The organism is Bacillus sp. CZDM1, from assembly GCF_055502545.1.
This window is the reverse complement of the sequence record NZ_JBUESO010000004.1, coordinates 35193-50929: the sequence shown is the minus strand read 5'-3', so window position 1 is coordinate 50929 and position 15737 is coordinate 35193. Positions and strand designations below refer to the sequence as shown.

At 37.6% G+C, this 15737-nt stretch carries 9 protein-coding genes; 8 read left to right on the top strand and 1 reads right to left on the bottom strand.

The genetic code is table 11. The features are described from left to right. Positions 1 to 382 precede the first annotated feature (382 nt). A complete protein-coding gene (locus ACY3XC_RS10415; protein WP_464868486.1) occupies positions 383 to 3415 on the bottom strand; it encodes an efflux RND transporter permease subunit in 3033 nt (1010 codons plus the stop codon). Between the two features lie 746 nt (positions 3416 to 4161). Between ACY3XC_RS10415 and ACY3XC_RS10410 the strand changes: the two genes are divergently transcribed. From ACY3XC_RS10410 to ACY3XC_RS10375, 8 genes are all read left to right on the top strand, one after another. Then, positions 4162 to 5013: a DegV family protein gene (locus ACY3XC_RS10410; RefSeq protein ID WP_464868485.1), complete on the top strand. Its 852-nt coding sequence runs from the start codon at positions 4162 to 4164 to the stop codon at positions 5011 to 5013. 265 nt (positions 5014 to 5278) lie between these two features. Beyond that, on the top strand, positions 5279 to 8056 hold the full coding sequence (locus ACY3XC_RS10405; RefSeq protein ID WP_464868484.1) for a response regulator: 2778 nt from the start codon (positions 5279 to 5281) through the stop codon (positions 8054 to 8056). Between the two features lie 146 nt (positions 8057 to 8202). Next, positions 8203 to 9093: a CheR family methyltransferase gene (locus ACY3XC_RS10400; RefSeq protein WP_464868483.1), complete on the top strand. Its 891-nt coding sequence runs from the start codon at positions 8203 to 8205 to the stop codon at positions 9091 to 9093. Then, positions 9035 to 11098 carry a PAS domain S-box protein gene (locus tag ACY3XC_RS10395; RefSeq protein ID WP_464868482.1) on the top strand — a complete coding sequence of 688 codons (2064 nt, stop codon included), beginning with the start codon at positions 9035 to 9037 and terminating at the stop codon, positions 11096 to 11098. The genes ACY3XC_RS10400 and ACY3XC_RS10395 overlap by 59 nt, the downstream gene beginning before the upstream one ends. A gap of 36 nt (positions 11099 to 11134) precedes the next feature. Beyond that, the gene (locus ACY3XC_RS10390; protein WP_464868481.1) at positions 11135 to 12082 is read left to right on the top strand and encodes a sugar ABC transporter substrate-binding protein; all 948 of its coding nucleotides are present in this window, start codon (positions 11135 to 11137) and stop codon (positions 12080 to 12082) included. 567 nt (positions 12083 to 12649) lie between these two features. After that, positions 12650 to 13183, top strand: a complete 534-nt coding sequence (locus ACY3XC_RS10385; RefSeq protein ID WP_464868480.1) for a GNAT family N-acetyltransferase — start codon at positions 12650 to 12652, stop codon at positions 13181 to 13183. Positions 13184 to 13731: 548 nt separating this feature from the next. After that, complete coding sequence (locus tag ACY3XC_RS10380; RefSeq protein ID WP_179160459.1) at positions 13732 to 14268, top strand: VUT family protein; 537 nt, start codon at positions 13732 to 13734, stop codon at positions 14266 to 14268. Between the two features lie 109 nt (positions 14269 to 14377). Then, a complete protein-coding gene (locus tag ACY3XC_RS10375; RefSeq protein WP_464868479.1) occupies positions 14378 to 15571 on the top strand; it encodes an MFS transporter in 1194 nt (397 codons plus the stop codon). Positions 15572 to 15737 lie beyond the last annotated feature (166 nt).

Genomic DNA, 15737 nt, shown 5'->3' with positions numbered 1-15737 from the left:
ATTTTCGTGTAGGGTTGAAAATTCATAGGCGGAGAATTTCCGGCTATTCTATATAGAGCAAGCGTAAGAAGGTAATATAAACGGAGATATTCCGGTTAACTGCTTTAAATAAGGCAAAATCCATGGATTTGGATACAATAAGCGGAAAAACTCCGCCTATTTTTAAGGATATATGGCTATTTCCCAATTTAAACGGAAATTCTCCGCCTATTTTCTAAACACAGTGAAATCAACATTCAGTTTTAACAGAACCATTATTTAAAATACTTCAAGTAAACCAGTATTTTTTACTAAAACTCGCATATTGGTTGTTTTAAAAAAAGCCGAAAACCTGCAAGTTTATCTTTTGCAGGTTTTCGGCTAATTTAGTGTAAACTATATTTTACATTTGAATCGGTTGATCTGTTGATCCCGCTATTCTTTGTTTCTTTGATTTTCTAAAATACAATAATTCATAGACACATGGGATGACGATCAAGGTTAAGAGGGTAGCTAGAGCCAGCCCGCCAATCACGACTACAGCCAAGCTTTGTGAAACCAAGCTACCGCTCTGTGATGCTTTAAATAAGAGTGGAATCATCGCACAGATCGTTGCGATGGCGGTCATCATAATCGGCCTCATTCTGGTAGCCGTCGCTTCAATAATCGCTTCGCGAATCGTCATTTTTTCTTCATTTTGTCTGACACGGTCAATCAGAACAATTGCATTGGTGACGACAATTCCAATCAGCATAAGCGCTCCAAGCAGAGCGGTGATATCAACAGAAATCCGGCTGATTAAAATTCCTAAAATCGCACCGATGGCCGCAAGCGGCAGGGAGGTTAATATCGCGATTGGTGCTTTGATTGACTTAAACGTGATGACCATAATCAAGAACACAATTCCGATGGAAACAAGCATTGTTAAGAAAAGATCAGTAAAATCCTCCATTTGCTGGGCACTTGCACCTCCAACAAGTACTTCTACCTCTTCGGGAAGGTCCATTCCTTTATTGTCTTTTTGGTCACCGAATATTTCGAGGTTTATCTTGGTCGAAATATCAGAGAGTTTAGCAGGATCGACGGTTGCTATGACACGAAGGTAGGTTTCTCCGTCTTTATGGAATTGACTTGTTGAACTCTCAGCCACTTTTAAGCTTGCAACCTCAGAAACGGGTACCATTCCACTTTCGGTCATTATCGATATATTTTTCAAGTCGTCTTCTGTTTCCGTATTCAGTAAAGGCTCAAGAACAACGGTTGTTTGTTTTTCATTTACCGTGATTGTTCCAAGTGGTGTTTGATTTAACATGACACCAAGCTGCTGGGCAATCTGCTGTGTGTTGCCTTTTGCGGGATCAACAACTAGAGAGTAGACAGTTTTCTTTTCATCTTGATTTGTTGTTACTTTTTCAACCCCGTCAATTTCCGATACAATTTCTTTAATATTGGTTGCTGTTGTTTCCAGTTGATCGATATCCTCACCAATCACATCGATGGTAATCGAGGTGCCAGCTCCACCCATCATGAACGAAGCCGTGGCGACTTCTAATACAGCATCCTTATAGTCGTCCTTTTTCTTTTCAATTTCTTTTAAAACCTTATCCGTATCGTCTTTATCTTTTAATAGTATACTGATTACCGCTTCGGTAGCTGAACCAATCTGGCCAAATTGAGCAGAATCGGCTGAAGAACCGACTTGGTTAAAAACATATTCAACCTCATCCATGTCAGTTATCGAGTTTTCAAGTTCAATTGCCTTTTCTTTTACCATTTCAAAAGGCGTTTCATTCGGGTATTTCAAGGTGGCTGTTATAAAGTCGGCAGAAGAATTGTCTACGGCACCTTTTGGTACAACAAAATAAGCTCTAATCGATCCGGCAAATAAAAGGATTGAAATGGTAAATATGATCCATTTATGATTTAAAGACCATTGGACGGCATTTGGAAAACGTACGGACGGTTTATGTTCTGGAAGTTTTATATTTTTCAGCAAACCAGCACTCATTAAGGGTACTAACGTTAAGGCAACCAAAAGGGAGGCCAGTAGAGAATAGGTAACCGTTAAGGCAAATGGTAAAAGGAATTCCTGAAGCCCGCCGTTTAATAAACTCATTGGCAGGAAGACCGCGACAGTTGTTAGCGTGGAGGCTGTAATCGCAACACCAACTTGTTTCGTGGCATCAATCACCATTTGAACCGAGAATTTCTCTGTTTGCATTTTGCGGTAAATATTTTCAATGACAACGATGCTGTCGTCAACAAGTCGCCCAACGGCAACGGCAACACCGCCGAGAGTTAAAATGTTTAACGTTACCCCGGAACGATCGAGTAAGAACAAGGTAAAACAAAGTGATAGCGGAATGGAAACAATCGTAATAAACGTTGTTCGGATATTACGTAAAAAGATCATAATGACAATCGTAGCAAATAACGCACCAAGAAGAACTTCTTTCATCATTGTTTGCACCGATGTTTCAACCATATCAGCTGAGGCGACATAAATCGTAGATTCTTGTGTATCGTATTTTTTGTTAATTTCCTTTGTTACTTTTTCGATTTCTTTACTAATGGTCACAGCATTTGAATGGCTGTCCTTCGTAATACTAATGCTTAATGCTTCGCTTCCGTCAAAACGGTTAAGAAAATTGGACTGATTTGTTTCCTCAATCGATGAGATATCCCCGAGGTTTACATTTGGTGCAACTGGCAGGTTTTTTAGTTTTTCGAGACTTGATAGGTCGCCGATCACCTTAATATTGCTTGTTTTTCCGTCAATATTCTTTTCGCCGATTGCAAGCGCGGTGTTTTGCCCTTGCAGAATTCCCAGCACACTCTGAAGGGATATCTGATTTTGTGCTAACTTTTGATTGTCAATCTTTACGGAGATAACGGGATCAACCAAACCATAGATTTGAACTTGGGCAACACCGTCAATATCTTTGTACATCGGTTCCATTTTTTCTTTTACTAATTCCAGGTTTTCAGTCTTGAGGCCATCTTTAAAGGTTACAGCGATGTTGGAGATAGGAATCATGGAGGTATTTAGCTGCGAAATAATTGGCTTTGATATGTAAGCTGGTAATGCCACATTTGATAAAGCCTCTTGAACATCTAATTTTGCCTGTTTCATGTCGGAGCCTGCTTCAAAAAATAAATCTACTTTTGAAAAACCGTCTCCCGTTGTGGAATAAATTGAATTTTTTCCTTTAATACTGGTAACAGCCCGTTCAATTGGAGAAGTGACATCACTTTCCATTGTTTTTGAATCGGTTCCTTGGCCCATTGTGATAATGGTTACCTGCGGATTGTCTGCAGAAGGCAAGAATTCCATCGGTAATCTAAAATAACTAACGACCCCGATAATTAATACTAATATCGTCATCAATGAGACGGCGGCTTTGTTCCGAAAAGCCCATTTTGTGAAAACTGACATAGGTACATCTCTCCTTTAACATAGATATAAAGTTCCAAGTTGAATCCTAACACAAATTCTGAAATGCTTAGCTAATATTTACCATAAAGTAGCAAGAGATTAACAAACTCTTAATAAAATTGAAATGAATTTGATCAACACCGCCTTTTTAAAATCTTCAAAATTCCTACCTAAATATCCCATATTTGCTTTGCTTTGAGGAGACTGATTTTTTTCTACGTCTTAAGTCTTACGCATTACTCCTAACTGTGTATTCCCTCCAAGTAAAGAAAAAAGAAGCGTTATAATAACGCTTCAAATGATCAACAGCAGCTAATTAATTTTTCATTATAGAAAGCTCGGAATAATGGACTAGGAGAATGGTAAATTGAGAATAAGGATCTTGGATTTCACAATAATCTGAGGAGTAATGGTGGAGAAGAAAATATTTCTTACCCTTGTACCGAACTAATTGTTTTTTCAAGTAGAACACTCCTTTTTATAAACGTTTGAATATGTAAAAATAATCTGCAAGTAAAGGCTCCACCTGCGCCAAATACCATGATAGCCACACATGCTATCCCCACTAATAATAGAATAATAAATCATTGTTAAGAGGCTGCTTTGTTGATGTTAAGGTTCTGTAAATCTTTTAACTTTTATTTTTCTTTTTAAGGATAGATACAGCCATTTTTCATGTATAGTAGAGTAGAATAGAAATGCAGAATGAATTGGTAATGGCTTTTATATTGGAGTGGGGGATATGGATGAGAAGAATTATTTTAACGACAGAGAGTGGTGCGGACTTACCAGAAGAATTAGCTGAAAAACATAATGTTCAAGTGGTCCCGATGCACGTAATCATGGATGGAAAGGATTACCTAGACGGTTCGTTACCTGTAACGGAGATTTATGACTATTACGAACAGACAAAGAAAATACCCTCGACAACATCCACCAATTCCCATGAATATCTAGAATTTTTTACAAAGATCAAAAATGATAATCCTGATTGCATCATTGTACATATTGGTTATACTTCGAAGGCATCTTCTTCCTTCCAAAATGCAATCATTGCCACTGAAGATTTGAATGATATTTTTCTCATTGATGCTTTGAACGTTACAGGCGGATTAACAGCAATTGTGATGTATGGTGTTACCTTATTGGAGAATGACCCTAATATTGACCCTCAACACTTAGTAGAGCAGATCAAATCAGTGGTTCCTAAATCAAGACTAGCTTTCGTCCCCGGCAGCTTAGATTTTTTAAGAGCAGGTGGACGAGTTAGTAATCTAGCTTATCTCGGAGGGGCACTGTTGAAAATAAAGCCGCGGATTGAATTAATTGATGGAAATCTAACTTCAACAAAAAAATATCGCGGGAGTATGGATGCAGTTTCAGAAAAACTCATGCGGGATTATTTTGATCAATACGATATTGATAGAGGGCAGCTTTACCTACTATACTCAATCGGACTTGATGAAAGGATCAAGAAGAGGATGAGTGAAATTGCAAATGAAAATGGTTTCAATTATATAAAATGGATTCAGGCAGGAGCAATGATTTCAACTCATGCTGGACCTGGCGGTGTTGGAATTTCAGGCTTAGAGGTTTAGGAAGTGACAAGAACCGGTAAGAAAGGCTGATAATATAAACAAATGTGCCAGGCATCATCCAGTATTTTGGTTGGTACCTGGCACTTGTTGCTTTCCTAAGGTTAGACCGAAAAAACCGTCCTCATGGTCCTGCATGGTCCTATTGTTTCCATTGTTTCGGAAAGGAATTTAAAGTATGATAAATAGTGGGAAAATTTTCACTAGTTTATCTAATTTAGGAATCTATCAATATGATCCATTGAATACTGGTTAATTAGGAGGAGTTATGAGATTTCGAACGAAGCTTTATACGAGCATAGGATCATTGCTTTTGTTCATTACGATTATCGTTATTATGTTAATGAACATGCTTGAAGAATCGACAGTTAAAATGAACGTTGTGATTAGTGATTTAAATGAGAGAATTGAAATTGCTTCCACGATTAAAGAAGAAACTTCAATCGTATCAAACGTATTGAATACGATATTGAAGGATCGTGGAGGGGAAGTCAATTCAGACTTGTTAAATGCATGGGAAAATTCAAATTCAAATTTACAAGTTGCGATTGATGCACTAGAGAAAAAGGACACCCATGAGAAATCTCAGGAACTCCTTGGTAAACTTAAAATCTTACATGAAAACCACCGAAATATGGGTCAGCTAGCGTTGACGGATAGGAAAATCAATCCTGACGCTAAACCTACTTCAACTTTTTTGATTGAATCTGAACTAATCAGTCAAAGAATGGATCAATTGGCAGAACTGCTTCATGGCTTACAAGAACAAGGGATGAAGAATGAACTCGTACGTTCCAAAGATACCTATAATTGGGCAGTTGAAAATATTTACATTTACCTCGTGATCGGCTTAATCATCGGTATAAGTTTAGCTATATGGATCATAAAAAGCACCAGTAACAACCTTAACAAGGTAACGGACGTAATGAAACAGGCAGCAGCGAGTGATTTTGATACATTGCCGCGTATTGACATTACCTCAAGAGGAGAACTAAGTGAAATCGCTGTGGCCTTTAATAAAATGGCCAAAGCACTTGAGAAACATAGTCGAATCGAGAAACAATTAAAAGAAGAAGCAGAAGAGCTAAGCTGGCTGAATACAAAAATTGCTGAAATTGCAACACTATATCCGGAAGTAGAAAATGTGCAGATGCTAGCACATATGTTAATCACAAAGCTAGTACCAATGGTGGGAGCGAGCTATGGTGTCTTCTATTTAAAGGAAGTAAACAAAAGTGATCAGTATTTAACAAGAATGTCTTCCTTTGCCTCTAAAGCCTTCGAGCAAGAACGAAAGCAATTTCGGTTAGGAGAGGGATTAATTGGGCAATGCGCACTTACAAAGCGCCCTATCCATTTAAACCAAGTTCCCGACGATTATCTGAAAATCGCTTCAGGTTTAGGAGAAGCTTCTCCTAAAACGATTATGATTTTACCAGTTTTATTTGAAGATCAAGTACTTGCGGTAATTGAAATTGCCTCATTTGAGTCGTTAACCCCCATTCAAATAAAGCTGCTTGAAAAAGTGAATAACAATTTAGGTATTAAGATTAATAGTATTATCAACCATATGAAGGTAGAACAATTATTGCAGGAATCCCAAGCGCTGACAGAAGAACTGCAAGCGCAATCAGAGGAACTCCAAATGCAGCAAGAGGAGTTAAGGACGACAAATGAAAAACTAGAAGAAGAGTATGAAGCGTCTAAACAAAAGAACTTCGAAATACAAGAGGTCAGTGCGGCGCTTGAAGAAAAAGCACAGCAGCTGCTAGTTAGTTCTAAATATAAATCTGAGTTTCTAGCAAATATGTCCCATGAACTAAGAACGCCTTTGAATAGTTTGCTCATTCTAGCACAAATCCTTTCTGAAAACGGAGAAGGGAATCTGACATATAAACAGGAGGAATATATTAAAACCATTTACTCTTCCGGTAATGATTTATTGAATTTAATCAATGATATATTAGACTTGGCCAAAGTAGAGTCTGGTAAACTAGACGTGATATCAAAAGAAGTAGAATTGAATCAGTTGAGTGATATGATCTATCGTCAATTTTCACCGATTGCCAATAAGAAGAAAGTTCATTTTTCAATCGAATTGGACAAAGCATTGCCAGTAACGTTCTTTACGGATGAACAACGACTGCAGCAAATCTTAAAAAATCTTCTAGCCAATGCGTTTAAATTTACGGAAAGTGGCAGTGTCTCATTACAAATTCGGAGTGTGATGAAAAACATCACCGGTAATAGAGGGGAAGAACAACAACTTGATCAAATGTTTGCTTTTTCCGTAATAGATACGGGAATTGGAATCGAGAAAGAAAAACAAGAGACGATTTTTGATGCATTCAAACAAGCAGATGGGACGACAAGCAGAAAATATGGCGGTACAGGATTAGGTCTTTCAATTTGCAGGGAACTTGCTCAGTTATTGGGTGGATTTATAGAAGTTTCAAGTGAAATTAGGAATGGAAGTACATTTACATTATATTTGCCAAACACACAAATGAATAGCAAAATAGGAAAAATATCTTCGGCACAAACGGAAGCTGCCGTCAGTTTGGAAGAAAACTATTTAGTGAATACGAAGAATGATCAAGTTCTAAAGAAAGAGCCAATGATCACACATGGGAAATCGGTCCTGAAAAATAAGAAAGTTCTTATTGTCGATGATGATATACGAAATGTATATGCCTTAACGATTGCGCTTGAAAATCATGATATGGATATTTTGGTTGCCGAAAATGGCAGGGAAGCGTTGGAAGTTTTAAAGGCCCATCCTAATACCGACCTAATTTTAATGGATATTATGATGCCAGAGATGGATGGGTTTGAAGCAATTCAACATATTCGTAAGATAAGCATATTTGAAACGATTCCGATCATCGCCCTTACAGCAAAGGCGATGAAGCACAGCAGAGAAGAATGCCTGGAGGCAGGAGCTACCGATTATATCAGTAAGCCATTGAACTTAGACCAGCTGTTCTCGTTAATGCAAGTTTGGCTGTTCACGAAGGAGCTCGAATCTGTTAAAGAAAAATCATAACAATAGATCGATGCAATGCATGTCATCACAGATTTATATCAAAAAAAAGAATGAATGTAATATGACGACGATAGAAGGAAAGATTTTAAAAAGATATGGACTTTCAATTATAAAAATCAAGTAAAGGAGGTGGATCCTGGTAACAAATGTCACATTTTTTGTTACCGGGGTTAGAAATCGCACAGAAAACTAAGCATGAATCTAATAATCTAGTACAGGCTGAAGAAATTGAGAGGATTGAAATTGAATTACTACTAGAGGCTATGTTTCGATATTATGGGTATGATTTTAGAAATTATGCCCTTCCTTTCATCCAAAGGAGGATTAACCATCGCGTTCAGATTGAGAGACTATCAAGTATATCAGCCCTGCAGGAAAAAATCCTTCGTGAACCAAGTGTGATGGCGAAGTTACTAACCGACTTTTCAATTAATGTTACGGAGATGTTTCGTGATCCATCCTTTTTCAAGAGTATCCGGACAAAAGTTGTCCCTATATTAAAGAATCATCCTTCTATTAAAATCTGGCATGTTGGCTGTTCTTCCGGTGAGGAAGTATATTCAATGGCGATTCTCCTTCATGAAGAAGGGATCTATGAAAAAACAAGAATCTATGCAACCGATATCAATAAGAATATTCTCGAAAAAGCAAAACAGGGTACCTTTCCGTTAGAAGGGATGAAGCTCTTTACCAAAAACTATTTTGAAGCAGGTGGGAAACAGTCCTTTTCTGAATATTATAAAGCCATTGACGATAAGGTTTGTTTCCACCCATTTCTTAAGAAAAATATGGTCTTTGCTCAGCATAATGTGGTATCAGACCATTCTTTTAACGAGTTTGATATGATTATATGCCGAAATGTTCTCATCTATTTTAATAAGAATCTTCAAAATGATGTTCATCAATTAATATATGAAAGCCTAAGTACCTCAGGGTTTCTTGGCTTAGGAAAAAGAGAGGGGGTTAAATTCACACGTCATGAAAACAATTACGGAGAATTTGATGGAACCGAAAGAATCTATCAAAAAATTAAATAATAAGAATGCTCAAAAAGTGAATATTTTAATGGTGGATGATCATCCAGAAAACCTTCTGGCACTAGAAGCAGTGCTCACTTCACCAAACTACAATCTTATTAGCGCCCATTCTGGAAAAGAAGCGTTAAAATGCATGCTGCAACATGATTTTGCAGTAATTTTACTAGACGTACAAATGCCGGGACTTAATGGATTTGAAACTGCCGAGCTTATAAAGGCCAGAGAAAAAACAAAAAATATCCCTATTATTTTTATTACAGCGATTAGTCAAGATATGGAACATGTTCATCAAGGATACTCTGTAGGTGCGATCGATTATATTTTTAAACCCTTTCAGCCAGAAACATTGAAAAAGAAAATTGAACAGTTTGTCAAAATCCACCAAAACCATCAAGAAACGATCATCCAAACAGATCTAGGACATTTGCTTGAGCTGAATAAAGTCAACAAAAGGCTGGATAGAACCACTCTAAATTTACGTCGGACAGAAGCATTATCAAGAGCTATTAGTGAAACGATAACCGATACCATTGTCACTTTCGATAAACAAGGTTGTATTCTTACTGTGAATCCGGCCGTCATTAGCATGTTTGGCTACCACCCAATGGAATTGGTGGAAAAAAACGTTCAGAAGCTTTTTCCTAAATGGGAGGAGGAAGTGTTAGGTGACTCAACCTTATTCCTTTCTATGATTAGACAATCGGTAGGAATGATTATTGAAGTCGTTGCTTGTAAAAAGGATAAAAGCTGCTTCTATGGTGATCTGTTAATTGCTTCAACCATGATCGAAGACGAACAGATTTTTGTTTGTACCATACGTGATGTAACAGAAAGAAAGCAAATAGAAGAAGTAAAAAGACAGAGATTTCATAATTTGGAACATATCGTTGAAGAGCGGACACTTGATCTGACCAGATCGAATGAGAAACTGCAAAAAGAGATTGAGGAACGAAAAAAGATTACCGATCATCTGTTCCGTTCCCAAGAAAGGTTTCGAAAAATCTTTGAATCGAGCCCCTTATTAAAGGCGATTTTATCTCAGAAGGATCTGACATTTATCGACATCAATGCGAGCTGGACAAAATTCACCGGTTATAACTGTGACGAGTTGATCCAACAAAAAATTAATAGTCAGCATTTTATCGATGAAGCAACAGGGAAGTCTATTGATTTAAATAAAAAGATTCTAAACAAGAAAATCAGATATGAGACGAAAAACGGGGAAGTCCGCTCAGGGTTATTATCCACCGAGATGATTGATATCGATTCCGAACCATGTACGCTCGTCGTATTGAATGATATTACAGAAAGGGTCCATCTCGAGAATGAAATGTACCGCCTAGACCGATTAAATTTAATCGGAGAGATGGCCGCAGGTATTGCCCATGAGATCAGGAACCCCATGACAACCGTTCAAGGATTTTTACAATTAACAAGGAATAAAGTCGACAAATTATCACCTGATATCATCGATTTAATGTTAGAAGAATTGAACCGAGCAAACTCGATTATCACAGAATTTTTGAATCTAGCAAAAAATAAAATCAGCGTCAAAAGGAATCAAAACTTGAACATTATTATTGAAGCTTTATCTCCGCTAATTCAAGCGGAAGCCTTACGTTCGAATAAACAGCTTATGCTTGAATTAGGCGAATGTCCTGACATTTCGCTGGACGAGAAAGAAATCCGCCAGCTCATCTTGAATATAGCCTTAAATGGTTTGGATGCCATGACTTCTAATGGAAATTTGACGATTAAAACCTATAAAGACAAAAAGACTGTGGTCCTGCAAATAAAAGATGAAGGCAAAGGAATTAGTCCGGAAGTACTGCCAAAAGTAGGGACACCATTCTTTACGACAAAGGAAACAGGAACAGGTTTGGGGTTAGCCATTTGTTACAGTGTAGCAAAACGGCATGATGCCAAAATTGAAATTGAAACGGGTGATGGAGGAACCACTTTCTCTGCTCGATTTCCAATTATCCCCAGCTTAACCAAAGCGTAGGTTCATTCTTTAATGGAAGAGAGGGGGAAGGATGAAGTGTTAAAGAAAGGGAAAATTTATTTGGTTATTGGTGCTGTTATTTCTGTCTTGGTTCTAGGATTTATTTCCGTAACACTAGCTGATAAAAAGCCGACTGTGGTCGTGGTGTTAAAAGAAGGAAACTCAGAATACTGGAAAATTATGAAGGCTGGAGTAGAAAAAGGGTTTAAAGACTTTGACATCGATGGAAAGGTGATTGTGCCTACTAAATCAACTGCGGAAGAACAAGCAGATATATTAATGAGGGTGTACAAAGAAATGCCTGATGTGATCATTACAGCACCAATCAGTGCAAGTGAACCTGTAAGCCATGCATTAGAAACGTTTACGGATGTTCCGATTTTGTTAGTAGATTCCGATCTTCCACTTAACAACAAAACAGCGTATATCGGAACCGATAATCGGGATTTAGGTAAAAAAGCCGGAGCCTTTTTATCCTCACAGCTGCAGCCAGGGAATAAGATTGCCATTATCGCAGGGGATTTGTCTTTCTCAGTTTTTAAAGAGCGGATCGATGGTGCTACCAGTGCTTTACAAAACGCAGGAATCAAAATCGCATTTGTAAAATCAGGAATACCGGATGATCCCAAAAGAATTCAAAGTTTGGTAACAGAGCTTCTACGTGACCAGCCCGATATTAAAGGTGTCGTGACTACACATGACACAATCGCATTACCAGTAATCAAGGAGATAAAGAAACAAGGACTCTCGATACCTGTCATTGGGCCGGATGGACTTACCGAAATGCTTGAACTTATTTCAGATGAAACCATTCCTGGTACCATGGCCCAAAACCCTTATGATATGGGATATTTAAGTGTTGAAACAGCCATGAAGGTGATTCAAGGAAAAAATGTGGAACCCTTCGTGGACAGTGGAGTAGATATTATCATAAAAGAGAATGCCCAGCAAAGATTAAAATTTTATGAGAAGATCGTGAAGTAGGGGACCAAGGGACGTTTTTTTAAGGGGACAATCGGAAGTTTTGCGCGTGACAAGGCCCGACTAGCGGATAGGAGCTAATCGGGCCTTTTGTGCAATCTAGAGGTAAGTTCTTATCGCGAAATTTTTGAAAAGATGGCTGTGTTAAAGCAGAATGTTGATTTCACCGTGTTTGGAAAATAAGCGGAGAATTTCCGCTTAAATTGGGAAATCCCCATATTTCCTTCATAATAAGCGGAGTTTTTCCGCTTATGGTATTCAAATCATTGGATTTTGTCTTATTTGAAGCAGTTAACCGGAATATCTCCGCTTAAATCTGCTTCTTAATCTTCCTTTTCTAAAATAGGCGGAAATTCTCCGTCTATGAATGATCAACCCTAGATGAAAATCAACTTTGAATAATAACACAGCCTCAGTCCTTGATACAAAGCATTGGAATTGTATGACGTTTTCCTTGTTTAACTAACACTAACGTGGGAGTTAAGTGCAATAAGGAATTCAGTTTAAAAAGGGATTTTTACTTTTTAAAAAGAATAAGTAGTTGTTGAAATAAAAAAAGGGGGAGATTAAATGTTTCCTATATTAGAGACAGACAGGCTAGTATTAAGAGAAATAACAAGAGAAGATGCAGAAGGCATTTTTGATTGTTTTTCTAACGACGATGTAACACGTTTTTATGGACAAGATACTTTAGAGAGTATAGAACAAGCAGAAAAGTTTGTTGATTTTTTTTCAAAAAATTACAATGAAAAAAGAGGCATACGTTGGGGGATTGAAAGAAAAGGGACCAAAGGTATAATTGGAACAATTGGCTTTAATGCTTGGTTGCCTAAACATAAACGAGCAGAAATAGGGTACGAAATCCATCCAGAGCATTGGAGGAAAGGTTACACTTCGGAAGCAGTATCTAAAGTTCTTTCATATGGCTTTGATATTATGAGTTTAAATCGTATAGGCGCGGTTGTATTTATTGATAATGAAGCATCCAACAATTTGCTGCTTAAAATTGGTTTTCAAAAAGAGGGAGTTTTGAGGGACTATATGTATCAAAATGGTGTAGCATACGATACATACGTATACTCATTACTTAAAAATATCCAGTAATTAACATTATTAACGGGTGCGATAGTTGTACAAGACCACCCAAAGACTAAAACAATGGCTTTGTAGTAGATTACAAAAAACGGGCTTAATTAATATTTAACACAATAAAAAAAAGAGCTAACTAGCTCTTACTTTAATTTGTATCAGCCCCACCTACGCTAAATACTATGATGTCCACAATTACCATCCAACCCAGTATAATTATACAATAAAATGTTTATATATACAATATATATAAATAGACTAATATATTTCATTTTGTGTCCAGAGGGACGGTTCTCATGGTGCAAGTTAGACAAAAAATGACCGCGAGAACCGTCCCCACCGTTTTTCCCGGTTTTCAGGATAAGTCTATCTAGACAGAAGTCTAAAAAAATAGTAAACTAAATTTCACATAAATAAAATTCCGCATCCTGCGGTGGAGGTTCTAGCACCCCTCGGTAAAAAAACTAAGGCGAAGCAGTACTTCTCTTAGAGGTACTGTGTTTTCTATTTTAACGGGTCAATTAGGATATTCTGCGGATAAAAAATCAAAGGGAGAGGGCATCATGAGAATTTTGTTGTATTTAATTTCAATCATTGCAGCCAATGTTATAACAGCGGCATTTGCGCCAATGCAATTAGGGGTCTTTATTGTACCAATGGGCACATTACTGATCGGTGCAACATTTATCTTCCGTGACTTGGTTCAAAACAAATACGGAAGAAAGAAAACCTATATGTTTATCGGTTTAGCACTTATATTATCGGCAATCGTTTCGTTCTTATTAGGGGACACATTAATTATCGTAATGGCATCTGCGATTTCTTTTATGATTGCAGAAACAACCGATACCGAGATTTATACACGTTTGAACCTGCCAATGAGCTTACGGGTCCTATATAGTGGTATTGTTGGCGGAATACTAGATTCTGCGATTTTCGTCGTCATCGGACTTAGCCCGCTCGGTGCAGGATTCCTGCCATGGGAGGCCGTTCCATTCGCCATCCTAGGTCAAGTGATTGTAAAGACAATCATTCAGGGTATCGCAGCTGTAATTATTCACCAAACCAACAACATTAGCAAAAATGCAGTTTCAAATTAAATGAAGCCTCCAAGCTCTGATGATAGAGGTTGGAGCTTTTATTTAGGCGTAATCATGAAGTTGATGAAGACCAAACTTCAAATTTTTATTCCTTTGGGAGGTTTTGTGAATGATGATAAAGAATCGTTGGCTGGCGTTAACGATTATTGGAATAGCAGTCATTTTTTGTTTAAGTCTGTGGTTTAATGCCTCCGTTATTGCCCCCGAACTGAAAAAAAGCTGGAGTCTATCCCCGACCCAAGGTGCATTGCTGTCCGCAGCCATTCCCATTGGATTTGTGATTGGTGCATTTTTAAGTTCATATTTTGGGTTATCTGATCGTTTTAATATTAGGAGATTGTTTGCGATCTCAGCGCTGTCGGGTGCGTTCCTAAATGGGTTCTTGATTATCGTTGATCAAGCGTGGATCGGTATATTACTGAGAATATTAACTGGTGTAACCTTAGCGGGTGTATATCCAACTTCAGTAAAAATGATTGCACACTGGTTTCCAAAACAACGAGGATTGGCAACAGGCATTTTAATCGCTGCTTTAACATTAGGCTCCTCATTGCCACACTTCATATCCATATTTACTATAAATATGGATAGTCGATGGGTACTTACGATTAGTTTGATTTTAGCAATGATTGCAGCTATTCTTATTTTCTACCTATTACCTGATATTCGAATAGTTTCTAAAAATAGTTCTTGGTCTTTTTCCGTATTTGGAAAGATACTAAAGAATAAACCAGTCATGCTAGTGAATTATGGATATTTTGGACATATGTGGGAGTTATATGCCATGTGGACATGGCTTCCAGCTTTTTTGTCTGCAAGTTTTTTGCGGTCCGCACCAAATTTAGACCCATGGTTAAGTATGATTGCTTCTTTTTCCGCTATTGGAATCGCGGGGGGAATTGGGTGCATAGCAGGAGGTATAGTCGCGGATAAGATAGGAAGGGCAAATTTAACGATTATTTGTATGTTGGTTAGCGCTATTTGTGCGATATTGATTGGTTTTACTTTTGGTGGTTTCATTTGGCTGACAGTCCTAGTTTCCATGATCTGGGGAGCATCGGTCATCGCAGATTCTGCTCAATTTTCTGTTGGTATTACAGAGTTTGCCGAAGCGGACTATATTGGGACGGCACTAACTTTGCAAATGTGTATAGGTTTTCTAATAACAATATTGTCAATCAACCTCATTCCAATCTTTCAAACATGGTTAGGATGGAGATTTGTTTTTATCCTATTAAGCATTGGTCCGATAATTGGAATCATATCCATGGGTAAATTTAAATACTTTGAATCTAGAGCATAGACGGCAGCCAAAAGTATAATATAAAAACAAAAAAACACCACAAATGTTGATATATCAATATTTGTGAGTGTTTTTTTGTTCTGGAAACTGATACTATCATTCCATCAAGTTATCTATCTTTAAAAGACCTTTTTATTAGGCATGAAGCTTCTGTAGAACCTTTCAT

What these genes read in the sequence shown, in the direction of transcription:
- ACY3XC_RS10395 (WP_464868482.1), top strand. Translation starts at nt 9,035, where the DNA reads ATGAAAACAATTACGGAGAATTTGATGGAACCGAAAGAATCTATCAAA.
- ACY3XC_RS10415 (WP_464868486.1), bottom strand. Translation starts at nt 3,415, where the DNA reads ATGTCAGTTTTCACAAAATGGGCTTTTCGGAACAAAGCCGCCGTCTCA.
- ACY3XC_RS10400 (WP_464868483.1), top strand. Translation starts at nt 8,203, where the DNA reads ATGTCACATTTTTTGTTACCGGGGTTAGAAATCGCACAGAAAACTAAG.
- ACY3XC_RS10380 (WP_179160459.1), top strand. Translation starts at nt 13,732, where the DNA reads ATGAGAATTTTGTTGTATTTAATTTCAATCATTGCAGCCAATGTTATA.
- ACY3XC_RS10410 (WP_464868485.1), top strand. Translation starts at nt 4,162, where the DNA reads ATGAGAAGAATTATTTTAACGACAGAGAGTGGTGCGGACTTACCAGAA.
- ACY3XC_RS10405 (WP_464868484.1), top strand. Translation starts at nt 5,279, where the DNA reads ATGAGATTTCGAACGAAGCTTTATACGAGCATAGGATCATTGCTTTTG.
- ACY3XC_RS10385 (WP_464868480.1), top strand. Translation starts at nt 12,650, where the DNA reads ATGTTTCCTATATTAGAGACAGACAGGCTAGTATTAAGAGAAATAACA.
- ACY3XC_RS10375 (WP_464868479.1), top strand. Translation starts at nt 14,378, where the DNA reads ATGATGATAAAGAATCGTTGGCTGGCGTTAACGATTATTGGAATAGCA.